This is a genomic window from Prosthecomicrobium pneumaticum, assembly GCF_014199915.1.
Lineage (GTDB): Bacteria > Pseudomonadota > Alphaproteobacteria > Rhizobiales > Kaistiaceae > Prosthecomicrobium > Prosthecomicrobium pneumaticum.
The window spans coordinates 56,217-74,998 of record NZ_JACHOO010000003.1 but is presented as its reverse complement, the minus strand read 5'-3'; the positions used below and the strand labels follow the sequence as shown (position 1 = coordinate 74,998).

Annotated in this window: 16 protein-coding genes and 1 riboswitch; of the genes, 9 read left to right on the top strand and 7 right to left on the bottom strand. The window is 68.2% G+C overall.

Annotated elements, in window-relative coordinates; translation table 11 throughout:
* Nucleotides 1-11: 11 nt before the first annotated feature.
* The 6 genes from GGQ63_RS07410 (at nt 12) to GGQ63_RS07385 (ending at nt 9,129) form a co-directional block, all read left to right on the top strand.
* Complete coding sequence (locus GGQ63_RS07410; protein ID WP_183854244.1) at nt 12-4,313, top strand: methyltransferase domain-containing protein; 4,302 nt, start codon at nt 12-14, stop codon at nt 4,311-4,313.
* A 139-nt stretch (nt 4,314-4,452) separates the two neighbouring features.
* Nucleotides 4,453-4,559: riboswitch (guanidine-I (ykkC/yxkD leader) on the top strand.
* 172 nt (nt 4,560-4,731) lie between these two features.
* Nucleotides 4,732-5,544 (top strand): ABC transporter ATP-binding protein, encoded by an 813-nt coding sequence (locus tag GGQ63_RS07405; protein ID WP_210308432.1) that lies wholly within the window; start codon nt 4,732-4,734, stop codon nt 5,542-5,544.
* Nucleotides 5,541-6,443, top strand: a complete 903-nt coding sequence (locus GGQ63_RS07400) for an ABC transporter permease (protein WP_183854242.1) — start codon at nt 5,541-5,543, stop codon at nt 6,441-6,443. The genes GGQ63_RS07405 and GGQ63_RS07400 overlap by 4 nt, the downstream gene beginning before the upstream one ends.
* A 112-nt stretch (nt 6,444-6,555) precedes the next feature.
* The gene (locus GGQ63_RS07395; protein ID WP_183854240.1) at nt 6,556-7,560 is read left to right on the top strand and encodes an ABC transporter substrate-binding protein; all 1,005 of its coding nucleotides are present in this window, start codon (nt 6,556-6,558) and stop codon (nt 7,558-7,560) included.
* 61 nt (nt 7,561-7,621) lie between these two features.
* Complete coding sequence (locus tag GGQ63_RS07390) at nt 7,622-8,398, top strand: N-acyl homoserine lactonase family protein (RefSeq protein WP_183854238.1); 777 nt, start codon at nt 7,622-7,624, stop codon at nt 8,396-8,398.
* A 17-nt stretch (nt 8,399-8,415) separates the two neighbouring features.
* Nucleotides 8,416-9,129, top strand: a complete 714-nt coding sequence (locus GGQ63_RS07385; protein WP_183854236.1) for an urea carboxylase-associated family protein — start codon at nt 8,416-8,418, stop codon at nt 9,127-9,129.
* A gap of 16 nt (nt 9,130-9,145) precedes the next feature.
* Here GGQ63_RS07385 and GGQ63_RS07380 read toward each other — a convergent pair whose 3' ends face one another.
* The 5 genes from GGQ63_RS07380 to GGQ63_RS07360 all read right to left on the bottom strand — a co-directional run bounded on the left by GGQ63_RS07380 (nt 9,146) and on the right by GGQ63_RS07360 (nt 14,457).
* Nucleotides 9,146-10,084: a threonine ammonia-lyase gene (locus tag GGQ63_RS07380; protein WP_183854234.1), complete on the bottom strand. Its 939-nt coding sequence runs from the start codon at nt 10,082-10,084 to the stop codon at nt 9,146-9,148.
* 22 nt (nt 10,085-10,106) lie between these two features.
* Nucleotides 10,107-10,952 (bottom strand): carbohydrate ABC transporter permease, encoded by an 846-nt coding sequence (locus GGQ63_RS07375; RefSeq protein WP_183854232.1) that lies wholly within the window; start codon nt 10,950-10,952, stop codon nt 10,107-10,109.
* Nucleotides 10,949-11,836 (bottom strand): carbohydrate ABC transporter permease, encoded by an 888-nt coding sequence (locus GGQ63_RS07370; RefSeq protein WP_183854229.1) that lies wholly within the window; start codon nt 11,834-11,836, stop codon nt 10,949-10,951. The genes GGQ63_RS07375 and GGQ63_RS07370 overlap by 4 nt, the downstream gene beginning before the upstream one ends.
* A gap of 67 nt (nt 11,837-11,903) precedes the next feature.
* Nucleotides 11,904-13,241, bottom strand: a complete 1,338-nt coding sequence (locus GGQ63_RS07365; protein WP_183854227.1) for an ABC transporter substrate-binding protein — start codon at nt 13,239-13,241, stop codon at nt 11,904-11,906.
* Between the two features lie 205 nt (nt 13,242-13,446).
* Nucleotides 13,447-14,457: a succinylglutamate desuccinylase/aspartoacylase family protein gene (locus GGQ63_RS07360; RefSeq protein WP_183854226.1), complete on the bottom strand. Its 1,011-nt coding sequence runs from the start codon at nt 14,455-14,457 to the stop codon at nt 13,447-13,449.
* 61 nt (nt 14,458-14,518) lie between these two features.
* Here GGQ63_RS07360 and GGQ63_RS07355 point away from each other — a divergent pair, with 61 nt between their 5' ends.
* Nucleotides 14,519-15,259: an MBL fold metallo-hydrolase gene (locus GGQ63_RS07355; protein WP_183854223.1), complete on the top strand. Its 741-nt coding sequence runs from the start codon at nt 14,519-14,521 to the stop codon at nt 15,257-15,259.
* 16 nt (nt 15,260-15,275) lie between these two features.
* Here the strand turns inward: GGQ63_RS07355 and GGQ63_RS07350 are convergent, their stop codons facing one another.
* Nucleotides 15,276-16,046, bottom strand: a complete 771-nt coding sequence (locus tag GGQ63_RS07350) for an SDR family NAD(P)-dependent oxidoreductase (protein ID WP_183854221.1) — start codon at nt 16,044-16,046, stop codon at nt 15,276-15,278.
* A gap of 152 nt (nt 16,047-16,198) precedes the next feature.
* Between GGQ63_RS07350 and GGQ63_RS07345 the strand changes: the two genes are divergently transcribed.
* Entirely contained in the window at nt 16,199-16,708 is a 510-nt protein-coding gene (locus GGQ63_RS07345) for a RidA family protein (protein ID WP_183854219.1), read from the top strand.
* A gap of 5 nt (nt 16,709-16,713) precedes the next feature.
* Here GGQ63_RS07345 and GGQ63_RS07340 read toward each other — a convergent pair whose 3' ends face one another.
* Nucleotides 16,714-17,523: an IclR family transcriptional regulator gene (locus tag GGQ63_RS07340; protein ID WP_183855354.1), complete on the bottom strand. Its 810-nt coding sequence runs from the start codon at nt 17,521-17,523 to the stop codon at nt 16,714-16,716.
* Nucleotides 17,524-17,753: 230 nt separating this feature from the next.
* On the opposite strand from GGQ63_RS07340, the gene GGQ63_RS07335 reads away from it, so the two are divergent.
* Nucleotides 17,754-18,260: a heme-degrading domain-containing protein gene (locus tag GGQ63_RS07335; protein ID WP_183854217.1), complete on the top strand. Its 507-nt coding sequence runs from the start codon at nt 17,754-17,756 to the stop codon at nt 18,258-18,260.
* The last annotated feature ends 522 nt before the right edge of the window (nt 18,261-18,782 follow it).

Below are 18,782 nucleotides of genomic sequence, written 5' to 3'. Positions count from 1 at the left end.
GGGAAAGACACGTGGCGCAGTTGGAACGCTTCAGCCCGGAGATGAGCGGCCGAATAGCCTACGAGCATCTGCATCGCTACGCCGCCTGCCGTCCGTTCGCCGAAGATCGAACCGTGCTCGATCTCGGCTGCGGCGTCGGTTACGGCACCGCACTGCTCGGGGCGCGGGCAGCCCGGATCGAGGGGCTCGATCACGACCCCGCGACGATCGCCGAGGCCGAACGGCACTATGGCGGGGCGGACCGCATCGCCTTCCGCGTCGGCGACGCCACCGCTCTTCCCTATGCCGCGGCGAGCTTCGACCTCGTCGTCGCCTTCGAGATCATCGAGCACGTCGACGCCCCGGCGCAGCAGCGTTTGGTCGCGGAGATCCGGCGGGTGCTGCGGCCCGGCGGTCTCGCCATCGTCTCGACGCCGAACCGGCCGGTCTATGGGCGCGCCGTGCCGGTCAACGTCTTTCACCGGCGCGAGATGGACCGTGAGGAGTTCGTCGGACTCCTGCAGCCCTGCTTTCCTCACCTCCACCTCCTCGGCCAGCGCATGGGGGTCGCGTCCTGGGTAGGGCCCCTTGATGAGGTCACGGCGCCGCCGCCGCTGCCCCTCGTCGGCCGCCGGCTCGACGCGGGATTCGCGGTCGAGAGGGGCGGCCCGCCGATATGGGAGCCCGAGTATTTCCTCGCCTTCTGCGCCGATCGGCCGATCAGCGAGGCGGCTGAGGCCATCTCGACGCTCTCCCGGTCCGACGACGATCTCTGGGAGGCGCAGAACAGGACGCTGCTCTGGGCTTCCGGCCTGCACGAGGAGGACGAGGCGCTCCGCCGGATCAACGCCGAGAACGAACGGCGCCTCGCCGCGCTCACCGGCGAACGGAATATGCTCGCCGAGGCACGGGACGCGCGCGCCGTGGAACTCGAACACACCCGCGCCGCGCTGCAGGCACTGAGGACCGGGCAGGCGGAGCGTGCGGACGCCGCGATGCGCGCTGCAGTCGAGGCACAGGCCCGCGCGGGCACGAAAGCGCTCGCCGAACTCCGGGCGGATACGGAAGCGCGCCTGGCGCTGGCCGAAGCACGCGCGCATGTGCTGCGCGAGCGGCTCGGTGCGGAGAAGCGGCTCGCCGCAGCCCGCCGGCGGACGGCGGGGTCGTCGGCGAAAGCCGCCGAGCCGGCCGCCGCCTCGGCACCGCGGCCGCCGACCGATGGGTCCGCTGCCCGGCGTCGCCGGCTGGGCGATCGGATCTGGCCGGCGCGCAGACGACCGGCCGGGGACCCGCCCGCCGAGGGCCCGCCGCACGCCTTCTTCGATGCGGAATGGTTCGCGCTCCGCCACCCGGAGCGGCTGGCCGGAAGGCCGCTCGCCGATGCCTATGCCGCCTACGCCACCGCGCCCGATCGCGCTCGCCTGTCGCCGCACCCCATTCTCCTTCCCGACTACTATCTCGCGCTCCGGCCGGATGTCGCAGCCGCCGGCATCGAGCCGCTCCAGCACTTCATCATGCACGGAGAGGGCGAGCATCGCTCGCCGCATCCCCTGGTCGACATCGGCTGGATGATCGCGCAGCGCGAAGCGTTCGCCGACGATCCGCAATGGCTGCAGCACTATCTACGAGATCCCGACCTGTTCGAGATCGCTCCGCATCCGCTCTTCGACCCGCTCCACTATCGCGCGCAGGCGCGCGATCCCGCCGAGGCGGAAATCAACCCGCTCGTCCATTACCTCGTGCATGGCTGGCGGGCGGGCCGCTCGCCGCATCCCGCCTTCGACGGCGACTGGTATCTCGCGGTCAATCCGGACGTGCTCGCCGCGGGCGAGAATCCGCTCGTCCATTTCCTTCGCCATGGAGCCGCCGAGGGGCGCAACCCCAACCCGGTGTTCGACATCGCCGCCTACCGTCGGCTCTACCCCGACGTACCCGGTGCGGACGCCGAGCCGTTCCTCCATTTCCTGCAGCACGGCCGCTTCGAGGGCCGCGCCTTCTCGGCAGACCCCCGCATCGCTCTGGCGGCTGCGCGGCTCGGCGCCACACGGGACCTGTTCGGCGCGTTGCTGGGCGAGGACGAGACGACGGAGGCACCTCCCGATGAAGGCGCGTCCGCCTCGGGTCGGTTCCCTGCCGCCCTTGCCGGCCATCTCGTCGACACCGGCCGGCCGCGCGACGTGCCGCGGCTCGCCGGCCTCTATGCGGCCCTCGCCGCATTCGGTGAGCGGCAGGAGACGTTCCGCGCCTCCGCCGCCTTTCGCCGGCTGTTCGAGCGGGCGCGGACGCGCTCCGCACTGCTCAGCCGCGAGACGCAGGACGTGCCGGACGTCTCGATCATCGTCCCGATCTATCGCAATCTCGTCGACACGCTCGCCTGCCTCGTGTCGCTGCTCGAACACCGGACGGACTTTTCCTGCGAGATCCTGATCGGCGATGATGCCTCGCCCGACGACACCGGGGCGATCCTCGCCGGCATCGGCGGGATCGTCCGGGTGGTGCGGCACGCCGAAAACGAGGGCTTCATCGGCAATTGCAATCGCACCGCCGAACACGCCGCGGGCCGGCATCTCGTCTTCCTCAACAACGATACGCTGATCCTCTCCGGCTGGCTCGACCAGCTCGTCGGCACCCTCGAGCGCGATCCGGAGATCGGTCTGGCCGGCTCCAAGCTCCTCAACTGGAACGGCACCCTGCAGGAAGCGGGCGGCATTCTCTGGCGCGACGGCTCCGCCTGGAACTATGGACGCGATCAGAACCCGCGCCTGCCGGGCTTCAACTATATGAAAGACGTCGACTATTGTTCGGGCGCCGCGATTGCCGTCCCGGCAGCGGTGTGGCGGGCGCTCGGCGGTCTCGATCGCCATTTCGCTCCGGCCTATAGTGACGATGTGGATTTCGCCTTCCGGGTCCGCACCCGGGGTCTGCGGACCGTCTACCAGCCCTTCGCCGAAGTGGTGCACCATGAGGGGCGCAGCCACGGCCGCGATCTGTCGGTCGGCATCAAGGCCTATCAGGTCACCAATCTCGTCAAGCTCGTGGAACGCTGGCAGGAGACGCTCGCCGCAGAGCATTTCGTGAACGGGGAGGATGCCTTCCTCGCGCGCGACCGCTCCGCCGCCAAGCCGCACATTCTGATCGTCGACCACTATGTGCCGAAATGGGACCGCGATGCTGGATCCCGAACAATCGAGCATTACATCCGGTTCTTCCTGGCGGAAGGCTTCCATATCACCTTCTGGCCCGACAATCGCTTCTACGATCCCGTCTACGCCCCCATCCTCCAGCAATTGGGGGTAGAGGTCATCCATGGTGACTTTCCCGGCCACGGCTTCGACGAATGGATCTCGACCAACGGAAAGTATATCGATTACGCCTTTCTCTCCCGGCCACACATTTCGATCAATTATGTCGGGGCGGTGCGCGCCTATTCGCGGGCACGAATCCTCTATTACGCCCATGACCTGCATGGCGAGCGGCTGAGGCTGCAGCACAGGATCACGGGAGAGTCCGGCCTTCTCGCCCTCGCGGAAGCGGCCGATGCTCAGGAGGATGCGATCGGCGCGCAATCGGATGCCGTCGGCCTGCCGAGCGAGGCGGAAGCGGTGCTGATGCGGGCGCGGCTGCCGGCGACGGTCGATGCGATCGCGATGTCGATCCTCGCCTACCCCGACGAGACATTCGCTCACGCCCGCTCACGCCTCGCAGCCGAAGCCACACCGCGCGACCGTAGTCTGTTGTTCGTCGGGGGCTTCGGGCACGCACCGAACGCCGACGGCATCGTCTGGTTCGTCGATAAGGTCCTGCCGCTCCTGCGCGATGAGACGAAGGGGCTGATCGTCAATGTGGTGGGCTCGGATGCGCCCGCCGAGGTAGAGGCGCTCGCCGCGCCGGACGTCCGTCTCCTCGGCGCGGTGTCGGACGAGACACTCGCCGCGCTCTATCGGACCTGCGGGGCGGCCATCGTGCCGCTGCGCTTTGGCGGCGGCGTCAAGGGCAAGGTGCTCGAAGCGATGCTCAACGGTGCGCCCCTCGTAATGACGTCGATCGGGGCGCAGGGCATCGAGGCCCCGGAGACCATGGCCTGGATCGCCGACACGCCCGAGGCTTTCGCCGCCGCCGTCCGCGACGCGCTCGCGCGTCCGGACCCGGAGCGGGCTGCGCGCGCGGTGGCCTTCCTCGAGGCACGCTACTCGCGTCGCGCCGCGCGTGACCGGCTCGCCGGCTTCATGCCGGAGCTCGGCCGGCCGCGGGTTCTGGATGCCGCGGCGCGTCAGGCGGCGCAGGCCCGCGCCTATGGAACCGCCGTAGCCGGCGCGCCGGAGGCCGCCCGCTGAGGGCCGAAGGCGGCGAAGGCGCAGCCGCGATCTTGGGCAGGGCGCACAGCTTTTGGCGCCGAAGGCGCCGAAGCGCAGCGTCCGGCACGAGGCAAGACGCCAGACCTCTAACTGGCACAGGCTTTGCTAATCTTCGTCTCGAGCTTGAGGCTAGGGTTCCGGCATCCGTTCGATGCGCTGGTCCGAGAGCCTCAGTCAGGGCGGGAGACATCCCCCTGAGCACGGCGGGATAAAAGCCCGGGAGATCTCACCAGTCGCGGACGCGGAGTTCTGCTCCGGCCGCTGCGAGATCAGGAGGCGCCGTGCCATCGTCCTCGATCCAGTTCCCGGCTTTCGATCACGCCGCGCGGAAGCGTTTGGCGCGCCCGGATCAGCGCGCGCGCTCCGTCCGGCGATCCCTCGACCAGAGGAGACCAGCATGATGGGGACCAGCAGCGCCGCGCCGAAAAAGCTCGATCTGCGCGGGATCACCAAACGCTTCGATACGCCGGAGGGCGGCATCCTCGCCGTCGACGACATCTCGCTGTCGGTGGAGAAGGGCCGTTTCACCAGCATCATCGGCCAGTCCGGATGCGGCAAGTCGACCCTCTTCAACATCTTCGCCGGCCTGCTCAAGCCGAGTTCGGGCGCCGTCGTGCTCGACGGCGAGGACATCACGGGCCGCGCCGGCATGATCTCCTACATGCTGCAGAAGGATCTGCTGCTGCCGTGGCGGACGATCCTCGACAATGTGATCTTCGGGCTCGAACTGCAGGGCATCGGCCGCGACGCGGCGCGCGAGACCGCCCGCCCCTTTCTCGCCCGCTATGGCCTCGGCGCGTTCGAGAACCACTATCCGGCGGCGCTCTCCGGCGGCATGCGTCAGCGCGCGGCGCTGCTGCGGACGCTCCTCTGCAACAAGGACGTCATCCTGCTCGACGAGCCTTTCGCTGCGCTCGACGCGCAGACCCGCTTCCGCATGCAGCAATGGCTGCTGACGCTGTGGCGGGATTTCGACCTCACCATCCTTTTCGTGACGCACGATGTCGACGAGGCGATCTTCCTCTCCGACGACATCGTCGTGCTGTCGCCCCGCCCGGGCCGGGTGCGCGACAGCTTTCCCGTCGGCCTGCCACGCCCGCGCGCCCGCGACATCGTCACCACGCCGGAATTCGGCCGATTGAAGCATCGGTGCCTCGAACTGCTGTTCGAGGGCCGGACGTCCGAGGACGAGGAAGCGGAGACCGCATGAAGATGTCCGCGACGACCCAGAGTGGCGGGCCGGTGACGGCAGCCGATGCGAAATCCGAAGCCACCCCCGCGCTGCCGAAGCGCCGCGCCGGCGTGGTGCTGAAGGCGCGGCGCGACTGGCCGCCGCTCGCCATTCACTCGGCTCAGCTCGTCATCCTCGCGGCGATCCTCGCCTTCTGGGAGTTCGGGGTGCGGGCCGGCTTCATCAATGCCTTCTTCTGGTCCTCACCGTCGGACATCGCCCGCGTGGCCCGCATCTTCGTCACCGAGGGCACGGCGCTGCAGGACACCTGGTTCACCTTCCGTGCGACGGTGATCGGCTTCGTCGCCGGCTCGCTGCTCGGCGCGGCGATCGGCTTGTCGCTGTGGTGGTCGAAGAACGCGGCCCGCATCGTCGAGCCCTTCATCGTCGTCTTCAACGCCATTCCCAAAATGGCGCTCGGCCCGCTGATCATCCTGATCTTCGGCATCGGCATCAGCTCGAAGATTGCGCTCGCCATCGCGCTGACCTTCGTCATCACCGCCCTCGCGGCTTATTCGGGCGTCAAATCGGTCGATGAGGATCTCGTCAAGCTGACCTATTCTCTCGGCGGCCGCCGCTGGGACGTCTTCCGCAAGATCATCCTGCCATCCTCGATGCCGTGGATCATCTCCTCGCTCAGGATCAACATCGGCCTTGCACTCGCCGGTGTACTGGTCGGGGAATTCATCTCGTCGCAGTTCGGGCTCGGCAAGGTCATCATGTATGCCGGCGCGACCTATGACATGGCCCTGATCTGGGTCGGCATCACCATCCTCTCCGTGCTGTCCATGGCGCTCTATGGCGTCGTGGTCTGGATGGAGCGGCAATTGCTCAAGGGCTTCCACAGCGCGGAGACCTCACGCGACAGCACGCGCTGACGGCGTCCACGCCGCAGCCGCGTCCCTCCCTTCACCCGTCACGACGAGCCCGGCGAGAGACCTCGGCCCCGGGGCGGGTGGACTATCGCCTCGACCAACCAAGGGAACAGACATGACAAAGCTCACACGCCGCCAGTTCGGCACCGCCGCCCTCGCGCTCGGTGCCGCCAGCCTCGCCGGAGGCCGCCTCGCGCGGGCCGCCGATCTGAAGACCTTCACGGTCACGGAGCCCGGCCACAGCGTCGACAGCCTGCCCTTCTATGTCGGCATCAAGAAGGGCTTCTACGAGGAAGCCGGGCTGAAGATCGAACTCGTCACCACGGAAGGCGGCGGCAAGCACATCGCCGCCGTGCTGTCGGGCGATGCCGATGCCTATATCGGGGGGCCGGAGCACATCGCCTTCGTGCGCGCCCGGGGCGGCATGCCGCTGCGCGCCGTGGTCGCCCTGTCGAACCGGGCGAACGCCTTCCTCGTCGCCAAGACCGGCGTGACGATCGATCCGGCTGCCTCTTTCGCCGACAAGATCCGCGGCAAGAAGATCGCGATCGGAACCCGCGGCGGCACGGGCTATTCGATCATGCTCTATCTGCTCGAGCGGGACGGCCTCGATCCGCGTTCCGACGTGACCCTGATCGAGATCGCGACGAGCGCCGGTCAGATGGCGGCCGTCGCCGCCGGAACCGCCGACGTCGCCATGGTGTCCGAGCCGACCATCGCGCAGGGCATCAAGCAGGGCGTCTGGCAGGCCCCCTTCGCCAGCATGCCGGCCGAGCTCGGCCTGTTCGCCTGGACGACCGTCAACCTGCCGCTCAGCCTGATCGAATCCGATCCGACGCTGTGCAAGGCGATGGTCGACGCGACGCTGAAGTCGCTCGCCTATGTCCGCGACGAGCCGGACGAAGCGAAGGAGCTCGCCCGGCAGGAATTCCCCACCCTGCCGCCCGACGATCTCTCGGCGATCCTCGCCTCCACCATCGCCAACGACATGTGGCAGTACGACGGCGCCATCCCGCCCGAGGCCTGGGACAAGACGCAGTCGATCGTGCGCATCGCCGGACTTCTCAAGGAGGACGTGCCGTACGATCAGGTGTTCGATCCCCGCTTCCTGAAGGGCTGATCCTCGGCCGGCGGAAGGCGCCCCCTTCCGCCGGCCCCCTTCTTCTCCCGACGAGGCCGCCATGACCGACGTTCGAAAGCTCTTCATTCTGCTCTGCGGCTATGAGGTGATCCGCAAGTCCGCCTGCATCCGCGGCGACGACCGGCGGATCGTCCTCGCCGTGCCGATCTGCGCCTATCTGATCGAGACCGCGAAGGGCTACGTCCTCTTCGACACCGGTCTCGACAGCGCCCCGCTCGCCGATCCGGTCGAGGCGGTGCGGCTGTTCCGCAACGACAGCTTCCCCGCCCCGCCGGTGGTCCTCCCGGAGCACGAATTGCTGCCGCAACTCGCCCGTCTCGGCGTCGCGCCCGACGATATCGGCACGGTGCTCCTGAGCCACGCCCATGGCGACCATACCGGCCATCTGCGCCATTTCCGGCGCGCCCGCGTCGTCATCCAGAAGATGGAGCACGAGGCGGCCTTCTCCGAAGCCGGCCGTCAGGCGCGCTCCTTCGCCGAGATCGCCGGGCCGGAGATCGACTGGCACATCGTCGAGGGCGACCATTCCGTGATGCCGGGGCTCGACCTCGTGCTCACCCGCGGCCATCGGCCGGGCCACCAGTCGGCGGTCGTCCGCCTGCCGAACAGCGGCGTAAAAATCCTGACCGGCGATGTCGTCGACCTGCTCGAGAATTTCGACCGCGAGATTCTCGGCTCGAGCATGGACGACGCGGCGGCTATGGCGAGCCTGCGCCGTCTGAAGGCGATCGCCGCCGAGACCGGGGGCGAACTGGTGCCGCTGCACGATCCCGGCTTCGTCGCCCGCGCGAAGCTCGCCCCCGATTTTTACGACTGACCGAGAAGGCCGAAGCGATGTCCACCACCGGCTATGGCTATCAGGCGCTCGCCCCCGAACAGCGCGACCGCTTCGCCCGGCTCGCCGCGGAGACCGACCGGCGCCGCACCGTGCTCGACCGGTATGTCGAGCGGGAGCGCGGCTTCGCCTTTCCGGTCCGCAGCGGCGAGATCCTCCGGATCACCTGCTGCGACGGGCCGCAGGTCTGCGATTTCAACGCCTTCGCCGCCGACGACCCGTCCGAACATTTCTGGTCCGGCCGGACCCGCACGCTGCAGGGTGCCCATCTCTCGGTCGGCGACCGGCTGTGGAGCACCGAACCGAAAATGCGGCCGATGTTCACCATCATCGCCGACACCGTGCCGCACGGCGCGCTGCCCTTCAACGCGGCCTCGCACGATCTCGTCTACGCCCGCTGCAGCGCCAGCGCCTGGCGGCTCCGCTTCGACCGCGACATGCCGAACTGCAACGACAACCTGACCGCTGCGCTCGCGGCGATCGGCTTCCCGGCGAGCCATGTCCACGACGCCTTCAACATCTTCATGACGACGGGCGTCGACGACCGGCAGCGCCTGTTCCACCTCGAGCCGGAGGCCCGGCAGGGCGACTATATGGAACTCCATGCCGAGATGGACACGGTGGTCGCGGTCTCCTGCTGCCCCGGCGGCTGCAGCGGCCCGGAGAACAAGGGCCTGCAGGTGACCGTCTTCGCCCCGCTCGACGCAGAGTAGGCGGCAGCGGCACCCCTCAGAGGCCGAGGCCGTCCGTGCCGCTGCCGCAGAGCACGGCGACCACCTTTTCGCCCGGCCGCGTGCGGACATGGCCGTTGAGCACCGCCGCCGCGGCGGTCGCGGCGCCGAGCTCGACGGCGAGGCCGGTGTTCTTCCACATCCATTCCGCCACGGGTTTCGGCTCATCCTCCGGCACGAGGACCAGCTCGTCGACATTCCGCTCGACGAGATCGAAATTGATCGGCTCCGTCGTCCGGGCGGCGAGGATCGGCACATTGGTGACGAAGTTCTCGATCTTGACGATGTGCCCGGCGGCGCGCGCGGCATGGAGCGTCGGACAGGCCTCCGTCTCGACCCCGACGATCCGCACCGCGGGTTTCCTCTGCTTGATCGCCTCCGAAATGCCGCCGATCAGGCCGCCGCCGCCGATCGCCACCACGACGGTATCGACATCGGGCATCTCCTCGAGGATTTCGAGGCCGATCGTGCCCTGGCCGGCGATCACCGGCTCCTGCGCGAAGGGGTGGAGCAGCGCCCCGCCGCGCTCGGCGGCGAGCGCCTTGCCGGCCTCCCAGGAAAGATCCCAGTGCTCGCCGATGACGTGCAGCGTCGCGCCATAGCCCGAGATCCGCGCCCGCGCATAAGGCGTCGAACCGGTCATCACCACGATCTCCGCCGGCAGGCCGAGTTCGCGCGCCGCATAGGCGATCGCCGCGCCGAAATTGCCGCCCGAGGCGGTGACGACACCCCGGCGACGGACCTCGTCCGGCAGCGACAGCACGGCATTGAAGGCGCCGCGCGCCTTGAACGAACCCGAGACCTGCAGGCATTCCGGCTTGAAGAACAGGGTTCCCGGCACCGACGACGGAAGGGTCGGCGCCGCGGGCACCAGCGGCGTGCGTCGGATGTGATCGCGAATGCGCGCCGCGGCCTCGGGATAGACGCTTCGATCCATGTCGTATCCTCGTCTCGGCGGGTCAGCCCTTGAGCGCGCCGGTCAGCATCGACTTGCCGATATAGGGGTAGGCGAAGAGGCCGAGGACGAGCGGCGGAATGATGCCGAGCGTCATCGCCGCGGCCGTTGCGCCCCATTTCACGCCATAGGTGGTGACGAAGAAGGTGGCGCCGACCGTCACCGGCACGGCCTGCCGCGTCGTCAGGATCAGGCCGAAGATGAACTCGTTCCAGGCATAGATGAAGGAGAGGATGGCGACGGCGAAGAGGATCGGCCGCGACAGCGGGAAGATGACGTGGCGCAGAATGCCCCATTTGCCGGCGCCGTCGATCTTCGCCGCGGCGTCGAGCTCGTCCGGAATGTCCTGGATGAAGCCGACGAAGAGGACGAGCGCCACCGGCACATTGATCACCGCGGCGATCAGCGCAAGGCCGAAGCGGGTATCGAGCAGCCCCGCGAACTGGAACATCAGATAGATCGGGATCGCATAGATGATCAGCGGCAGCGCGCGCAGATTGGTGATGATCGGCAGCAGCCAGGATTTGCCGACATCGTAGCGGACCATCGCATAGGCCGCCGGGAAAGCGAGGAGGATGGCGATCACCGCGCCGCCCGAGGCCATGACGACGCTGTTGAAGAGATAGCGCGGGAAGTCCGCATTGCCGGCGAACAGCACCTCGACATAGTTCTCGAGCGTCGGCCAGAAGATCAGCGGCGGCGGCGAGGTGTTGATGTCGGCCATCGTCTTGAACGAGGTCAGCACCGTCGCCAGGATCGGGAAGTTGAGCACGAGCGCGACGAGCACGAACACCGCCCAGCGCAGGGCCGTCGTCGCCTTGGCGAGCCTGTTGGCGCGCGACACGATCATCGTGCGGTCCTCCGGACGACGAGCTTCAAGCCGAAATAGAGGAGCGCGAGCGCGGCCACGAGCAGCATGACCGAGAGCGCCACCGCCTCGCCCAGCCGGTTCTGCACGAAGAACAGCTTGTAGATATGGATGCTGATCGAGGTGGTCTGCGTGCCCGGCCCGCCGCCGGTCAGGACGAAGATGTGGTCGAACACGCGAAAGCCGTCGATGAAGCGGATGAAGGCGACGATGGCGATCGCCGGCAGCATGATCGGCAGGATGACGTGGAGGAAGAGCCGCAGCCCGGTCGCGCCGTCGACCGCCGCCGCCTCCTCGAGCTCATAGGCGACGCCCTGGCGCGCGGTGAGCAGGATCAGGAAGGCGAAGGGCGTCCATTGCAGCACCTCGATGGCGACGAGGGTGGCGTAGACATTCGCCCGGCCGAGGAAATTCATCGAGATGCCGACGAGCTCGAGATAGCCCGGAACGAGGCCGGTGAACTCGTTGAGGATCAGCCGGTACATCACGCCCATCAGCGCCGGCGAGACCATCATCGGCAGCATCAATATGCCGGTGAGCCAGGGACGCTTGGTGAGGAGCGGATGCAGGACGAAGACGAGGACGAGCCCGATGCCGACCTCGATCGCCGTGGTCAGCAGCGCGAAGCGGACGGAGAAGCCGAGCGCCGTCCACATGCGCGGATTGGCGACCGCATCGGCATAATGGCGCAGGCCGACGAAATCGGTCGAGGCGAGGTTCTGGAACGAGACGTCTGAGAAGCTGTACCAGAGATTGGCGAGCGTCGGGAAGCCGAGCATCAGCGCGAGGAAGACGCAGAGCCCGGCGAGGAAGACGCGCGCTTCCGCCTTGTCGCCCTGGTCGAGGCCGATCGTCTTCGCCGCCATAGGATGTCCCGGAAACGAGGTCGAGAGGAGGCGGCCGCCGGTCATCCGGCGGCCGCGGCGCGTCCGGCTATTCCTTGCCGAAGGCCTTCTTCATCGCCGTCTCGACATTGCCGATCGCCGTGTCGATATCGAGCGCGTCGTTCCAGTAGCCGGTGAAGTTCTCGGCCATGACGGTATAGATGTCGAGCGCCTGCGCGCTCGTGCCGCCATTCATCACCATGCCGTATTTCGCCGCCTGCTCGCCCTGGGCGAGAATGTCCGGCCGGCCGGCGGAAACCTGCTTGATCAGATCTTCATTGAGCGGCGGCTGGCCGCCTTCGCGGGCATACATGGTGATCGCCGGCTCGGAGGCGAGATAGGCGAGGAATTTCTTCGCCTCGTCCTGCTTGTCCGAGTTCTTCGAGAGGCCGAGACCGAGCGAATGGAAATGGGTCTTCGGGCCTTCGGGGCCGGCCGGCTCGTGGGTGATGTCGAACTTGCCCTCGACGGCGGGATACTGCTTCGGATCGATCAGCTCGGCATAGGCCGCCGACCACTGCACCATGAAGGCGACCTGGCCGGTGCCGAAGGCGCCGTTCGCCTCGGCATATTCGTAGGAATTGCTGTCGCCCGGGGTCGCTTCGAGATCGACCAGCTTCTTGTAGATCTCGAGGCCCTTGCGATAGGCGTCCGAATTGACGGTGATGTTGCCGTCGGCGTCGCGCCAGTCGCCGCCATAGCTCTGCACCGTGCCCTGCCACACCATGATGTTGAAGAGGAGGTTCTTCAACTGCAGCACGGTGCCGTAGCGGACCGGGCTGTCCGGGTTGATCGACTTGGTGAAGAAGAGCGCCGTGGCGATATAATCGTCCCAGGTCCAGTCGGCAGGCGCCTTCGGGTCCATCGCCGTGCCGAGGTTCTCCTCGGAGATCTCCCGATATTTCGCCTTCCAGGCGTCGTCGGAGAGGAGCTGGTCGATCAGGTCCTTGCGGTAATAGAGGAAGTGCAGCGAGAGGTCGGTCGGGATGCCGTAGAGGTGGCCCTCATAGCTCTGCGAATCGAGCGCCGCCTTCGGGAAGGTCGTCTTCACCGCGTCGGTGGCGAGTTCGTCGATCGGCGTCATGAACGGCGCATATTTGCCGATATTGTAGGTCGCCGTCAGCATGACGTCGAATTCCTTCGAGCCGGCAGCCGAATCCGACAGCATCTTGTCGAAGAAATTGTCGCGGCTGAAATAGAGGAGGTTCGCCTTCGAACCCGCCTCCTTGCCGACCGTGTCGTTGTAGCTGTCGACGACCTTGCGCAGCGCCGTCTCCGCCGGGCCGCCCGGCCAGGCGAGAATGGTGATGTCGGCGAATGCCGACGTCGCCGTGAGCACGCCGCCGACGATCGCGGCACAAGCGGCCAGAATTCCCGATCTCTTCATCGCCTTCCCCTCTGTCTGGTCCGGGCACGCCCGGCCTCGCCCGCCGCTCGCTGCGGCGACGGCCGCGCATGGCCTCGCCAGGCCCGGCCGCGAACCCGGTCCATCACCGGGCTATCCCTGCTGTTTATTCCATTTTAATGGAATTGCATTCATTGCTACAGAAGAGTAACATCGTGGCTCGTCGGGTCAAGGCCCGAACGGCCGGTCATTCCCTCGCGAGCCGCGCCACGTTGACGAGACAGTCGCCGGACTGGGAGTGGGTGTGCAGGCGCCGCGTCAGAACGATCCCGCCTTCCCGGAAGGTCAGCGGCTGCGGCGCCTCGAGCGGCCGTTCGAGATCGTGCAGATAGCCGGCGACCGCCCCGGTCTCGACCGTGTCGCCGATATCGACCGCCGGCTCGAACCAGCCCTCCCGCTCGGCATAGACGAAGAGCGACTGGCCGCCGGTCGACAGGAGCACGGTGTCGGTGGTCGTGTCGGGCGCCGGCGAGACGATCGGACGGCGCGTCAGCCCCATCGCCATCATCAGATTGTCGACCGCGCTCTCGGTCATGCGCAGCGTCGCCTTCGTCGCCGTCGCCCCGCCGCCGAACTCGCCGGACAGGCCGATCAGGCCCTGCCGCGCCGCCGCCGCCATCGAGGTCGGCGAATCGAGGCCGTTGTCGGCGATCATGCCGTAGGGCAGCCGCATCGCCTTCATGAGGGCGAGCGCCTTCGCGAATTGCGCCGGCTCGCCGATCCGCTCGACCAGGCTGCAGACGAGATGGTCCATGCTCGTGCCGCCGGAATGGATGTCGAGCAGCACCTCGTGCCGCGGCAGGATCTCGTGCTCGATGAAATGGGCGATGCGGAAGGTCGGCGTGCCCTTCGGATCGCCGGGAAAGGCCCGGTTCAGATTGCCGTTGTCATAGGGCGAGCAGCGCTTCGCCGCCATCACGGCCGGCAGATTGGCGGCCGGCAGGATGGTCAGGCTGCCGGTCACGTCCTCCGGCTGCGTGAGGCGGATGAGCTTCAGGAGCGTCAGCTCGCCCTCATATTCGTCGCCGTGATTGCCGGCCATCAGGACGAGGCTCGGCCCTTCGCCGTTCTGGATCCGGCAGACCGGCACCTTGATCTGGAAATAGGGCGACCGGTCGATCGAATAGGGGAAGCTGAAGAAGCCGACCTGCTTGCCCTGTTCGGTCCAGGAGATGTCGGAAAAAGCGCCGGTATGCATCGGTGAAACGTCCTTATGGGCGGCAGCCGGCCGCGATCGGCCGGGGGAGAGAGGAGCGCAAATGCGGATCGACAGCGAGATCCATCTGGTGATGAGCGGCGGCGGCGGGTTCGATCTCACCGACGCCTTCGACTGCAACGTCTTCCTGGTCCGCGCCGGAGCGGACTGGCTGATGTTCGACGCCGGCGCCGGCCGCGATCCGGAGCGGGTGGCCGAGCGCCTCGCCGGGGACGGCATCGCGCCCGCCGCGATCCGCCACATCTTCCTCACCCACGCCCATGCCGACCATTCCGGCGGCGTCGCGCACTGGCGCGGTGTGACCGGTGCGACCGTCCATGCGGGCGCCGCGACGGCGGCGATGGTCGAATCGGGCGACGAGGCGGCGATCAGCCTCGACCGGGCCCGTGCCGCCGGCATCTACCCGGCCGATTACCGTTACCGCGCCTGTCCCGTCGACAGCGTGCTCACCGAGGCGACGCCGGTCACGGTCGGCCCGGCGACGGTGCGGATGATCGAGACGCCGGGCCATTCCCGCGACCACGTCTCCTATCTCGTCGACCTCGCCGGCCGGACCCTCCTGATCGGCGGCGATGCGCTCTTCCATGGCGGCAAGGTGGCGATTCAGGACATTGCCGATTGCGACGTCTCGGCGATCTGCCGCACGGTGCGCCGGCTGGCGCAGACGCCGTTCGATGCGCTGCTGCCCGGCCATCTCGCCTTCAGCCTCTCGGGCGGTCGGCGGCACGCGGAGGCCGCGCTCGCCCATGTCGAGGCCTTCCGGATCCCGCCCTCGATCATCTGAGGCCGAGCCGGTCATGTCAGCCGCCGCGCATCGCGCCGAAGATCATCGCCGAGAGACCGCCGTCGACGGTGATCGTCGCACCCGTGGTATAGCCGTTCGCCGCCTCGGCGAGATAGAGCGCGGCGCCCGCCACCTCTTCCGGCAGGCCCGGACGGGCGAGCGCCACCTCGTCCCGCAACGCCGCGGCGAGCTTCGGCGCGCGGTAGGAGTCCCCATTGTTGGGCACGTCGATCGGGCCGGGTGCGATCATGTTGCAGAGGATGCCGTGGCTGGCGAGATCGACCGCCATCGCCCGTGTCAGCATGGCGACGCCGCCCTTCGCGGCGACGTAGGGCGCGGCGTTCGGCTCCGACTGGTAGGAATTGACCGACCCGACGGTGACGATCCGGCCGCCGCGGCCGGCCGTCGCCATCGCCCGCGCGGCGGCCCGGCAGAGCACGAACATGCCGGTCAAATTGACGCCGATATAGCGGTCCCAGTCCTCGTCGGTCAGATCGAGGAAGGGTCCGCTGCCACCCTTCAGCGCGCCCGCCGCGACCAGCACGTCGAGTCCGCCGAGCGTCTCGACGGCGGCCGCCACCGCCCGCTCCGTCCCCGCCCGGTCGGCGAGATCGCAGGCGATCGGGACGATCCCGTCGCCCGGCCAGACGGTGCGGCCGAGCGGGTCCGCGAGGTCCATCGCGACGATCCGCGCGCCCTCGCGCGAGAAGGCCTCGACCACCGCGCGGCCTATGCCGCCGGCCGCCCCGGTGACGATGCACGCCCTGCCGTCGAGCCGTCCCGCCATGCCGACCCCTCGCTCCTTCGCTGCCGGTCGAGGCTTGACCGCGCGAGAACGGATGCTAGCATTCCAGATCAATGAACTCAATTTCACAACTATAGAACAATGTGCGGACTTCACAGCGGTGAGGTCGCGCCGGACGAGGGCGGACGACGAGCATGACGGAGCGTGCGGCAGCCGGGTCGGTGGCGATCGAGCCCCGGGAATCGCCCTATCGACGGCTCGAGGCGCTCGGCATCGCGCTGCCCCCCGCCCCGGCGCCGGTGGCGAATTTCGTCACGGCGGTGCGCGAGGGCAATCTGCTCTTCCTCTCGGGCCAGGGTCCGCTCGAACCGGACGGCCACGAGCATCGCGGCAAAGTCGGCGCCGAGGTGAGCGTCGAGGAGGCCTATCGCCATGCCCGCGTCACGGCGATCAACATGCTCGCCGTGATGCACGAGGCGCTCGGCTCGCTCGACAAGGTGCGCCGCATCGTCAAGGTGTTCGGCATGGTCAATGCGGCACCCGGCTTCGGCGAGCATCCGAAGGTGATCAACGGCTGCTCGGATCTCTTCGTCGCGGTGTTCGGCGAGGCGGCCGGCCGCCACGCCCGCTCCGCGGTCGGCATGGGCTCGCTGCCCGGCCAGATCACCGTCGAGATCGAGGCGGTGGTCGCCGTCGCCGATTGACGGCCTCAGCCGCCGTGGTCGCGCCAGCCGAGATTGCGCTCGATCGTCTCGGACGCGGCGCGCACCGCATCGGCATAGAAGGCGCGGTTCGCGACCACCTTGTGCTCCGGCAGCACGATCGAGATCGTCGCGACGCAGGCCCCCGACGCATCGCAGATCGGCGAGGCGACACAGGACACCATGAAGTCCGTCTCGCTGATCTGGATCGACAGCCGCTCCTCGAGCGCCTTCGCCGCGAGTTCGGCGAGGGTCTTCGGATCGGTCTGCGCCTTCCTGGTCGGCGAGGCCTTGGCGCTGCGCCGGAAGATCGCGATCCGCTCCGCCTCGGGAAGATGGCCGACGAGCAGCCGGCCGGACGCCGTCCAGTTGAGCGGCACGCGGGTGCCGACCTCCGAGCTGACACGGAAATGGCCCGGCCCGTCCGCCATCGAGAGCACGACCATATTGTCGTTGTCGCGGCCGCAGATCTGCACCGATTCCTCGACCGTGCGGCAGAGCGCGTGCATCACATGGCTCGCCTCGCTCAGGAAATCGAGCGAGCGGGCATAGACGAGCCCGTAGTGATAGAGCCGCGGCCCGAGCCAGACATTGCCGTCCGGTCTGCGGACGAGAAGCGACCGCTCGACCAGTTCGTCGATCACCACATAGGTCGTCGACAGAGGCGCGCCGATCGCCTTGGCGATCGCATAGCCACCGGCCGGCGCGCCCGTCTCATAGAGATGGTCGAGGATCTGCAGGGCGCGGTCCATGCCGCTCACCCGCGTCCGCCGCGCCGCGGGCGCCGCCGCCTCGGCCGCTTCGATACCGTCCGACATCGCCAAGAGCCGGTCCTTTCGGCAGGCGGCCGCCGGAGCGTGCGGCCGCGACGCTTCCCGGATTAGGCGCCCCAACCCGCTCCGTCAACGGCACGAACCCCGGCCGCGACACTTCCACTCGTCTGGACGATAAGCCACTCTTTTGTCAGAGTGAAAAGCCGCGCGGCAGACCGCCGCTTGCGCCCGCAGGGCCGCCGAAGCATGCTCCGCGCTCGACCGGAGGATGCCAGATGACCGACGAAGCCCTTCTCGCCGAACTCCTCGCCCAGGAGGAGAGGCTCGTCTTCGAGCGCTTCGACAACGACACCGCGATCGCGCTCGGCGAGGCGCTGGTCGCCCGCGGCCGCCGCGAGAAGCTCGCCATCACCGTCGACATCTGCCGCGGCGAGCAGCAGATCTATCACTGCGCGCTCGCCGGCACGGTCGCCGACAACGATCACTGGGTGGCGCGCAAGAACGCGGTGGTGCGCCGCTTCGGCCACTCGTCCTATTACATGGGCGTCAAGGCGCGGGTCCGCGGCGTCGATCTGTCGGACAGCCACTATGTCGATCCGCGCGCCTTCTCCGCCCATGGCGGCGCCTTCCCGATCATCGTCCGCCATGTCGGCCTCGTCGGCACGGCGACCGTATCCGGCCTGCCGCAGGCCGACGACCACGCCCTCGTCGTGGCCGTGATCGAGGAATTCCTCGGCGCCCTGCCCGTCGAGGAGAGCGGCGCGGAAGTCTGGACGGCGTGATCCCCCTCTCCCGCTCTGTTCGAGGGGGCGGCCGGCGGAGCGCCGGCGGACGAGCGCGGCGCCGGGCTTCCTCCTCTCCCGCTCCGCGGGAGAGGGGGGTGGCACCCACTGTGTGGAACGGCTGCCGACGATGGGCGGGGGGACCAGCCCGCCCGCCGGACTTCCCCTCTCCCGCCCGCGGGAGAGGGTAGGGTGAGGGTCTTCACTTTCCTTCGCCGAGCAAGAGCCACCCTCACCCTTCCGGCCTACGCGTCTCGGTCGCTGCCGCGGCCTGCGACGCCAAGGCCGGAAGCCCTCTCCCGCAAGCGGGAGAGGGGAGCCCCACCTCAACCGCTGTCCCCAAGCGGAGAGGGAGCCCGACCGGCGGATCGGATCACCCGCCCCGCCATCGCGACGAGCCCCTCTCCCGCTCCGCGGGAGAGGTTGGGTGAGGGTCTTCACTTTCCTTCGCCGAGCAAGAGCCACCCTCACCCTTCCGGCCTACGCGTCTCGGTCGCTGCCGCGGCCTGCGACGCCAAGGCC

Coding starts and splice junctions, on each gene's coding strand:
- GGQ63_RS07355 (WP_183854223.1), top strand. CDS start 14,519: ATGCGGATCGACAGCGAGATCCATCTGGTGATGAGCGGCGGCGGCGGG.
- GGQ63_RS07400 (WP_183854242.1), top strand. CDS start 5,541: ATGAAGATGTCCGCGACGACCCAGAGTGGCGGGCCGGTGACGGCAGCC.
- GGQ63_RS07395 (WP_183854240.1), top strand. CDS start 6,556: ATGACAAAGCTCACACGCCGCCAGTTCGGCACCGCCGCCCTCGCGCTC.
- GGQ63_RS07385 (WP_183854236.1), top strand. CDS start 8,416: ATGTCCACCACCGGCTATGGCTATCAGGCGCTCGCCCCCGAACAGCGC.
- GGQ63_RS07375 (WP_183854232.1), bottom strand. CDS start 10,952: ATGATCGTGTCGCGCGCCAACAGGCTCGCCAAGGCGACGACGGCCCTG.
- GGQ63_RS07345 (WP_183854219.1), top strand. CDS start 16,199: ATGACGGAGCGTGCGGCAGCCGGGTCGGTGGCGATCGAGCCCCGGGAA.
- GGQ63_RS07405 (WP_210308432.1), top strand. CDS start 4,732: ATGATGGGGACCAGCAGCGCCGCGCCGAAAAAGCTCGATCTGCGCGGG.
- GGQ63_RS07365 (WP_183854227.1), bottom strand. CDS start 13,241: ATGAAGAGATCGGGAATTCTGGCCGCTTGTGCCGCGATCGTCGGCGGC.
- GGQ63_RS07340 (WP_183855354.1), bottom strand. CDS start 17,523: ATGTCGGACGGTATCGAAGCGGCCGAGGCGGCGGCGCCCGCGGCGCGG.
- GGQ63_RS07380 (WP_183854234.1), bottom strand. CDS start 10,084: ATGGATCGAAGCGTCTATCCCGAGGCCGCGGCGCGCATTCGCGATCAC.
- GGQ63_RS07390 (WP_183854238.1), top strand. CDS start 7,622: ATGACCGACGTTCGAAAGCTCTTCATTCTGCTCTGCGGCTATGAGGTG.
- GGQ63_RS07350 (WP_183854221.1), bottom strand. CDS start 16,046: ATGGCGGGACGGCTCGACGGCAGGGCGTGCATCGTCACCGGGGCGGCC.
- GGQ63_RS07335 (WP_183854217.1), top strand. CDS start 17,754: ATGACCGACGAAGCCCTTCTCGCCGAACTCCTCGCCCAGGAGGAGAGG.
- GGQ63_RS07360 (WP_183854226.1), bottom strand. CDS start 14,457: ATGCATACCGGCGCTTTTTCCGACATCTCCTGGACCGAACAGGGCAAG.
- GGQ63_RS07370 (WP_183854229.1), bottom strand. CDS start 11,836: ATGGCGGCGAAGACGATCGGCCTCGACCAGGGCGACAAGGCGGAAGCG.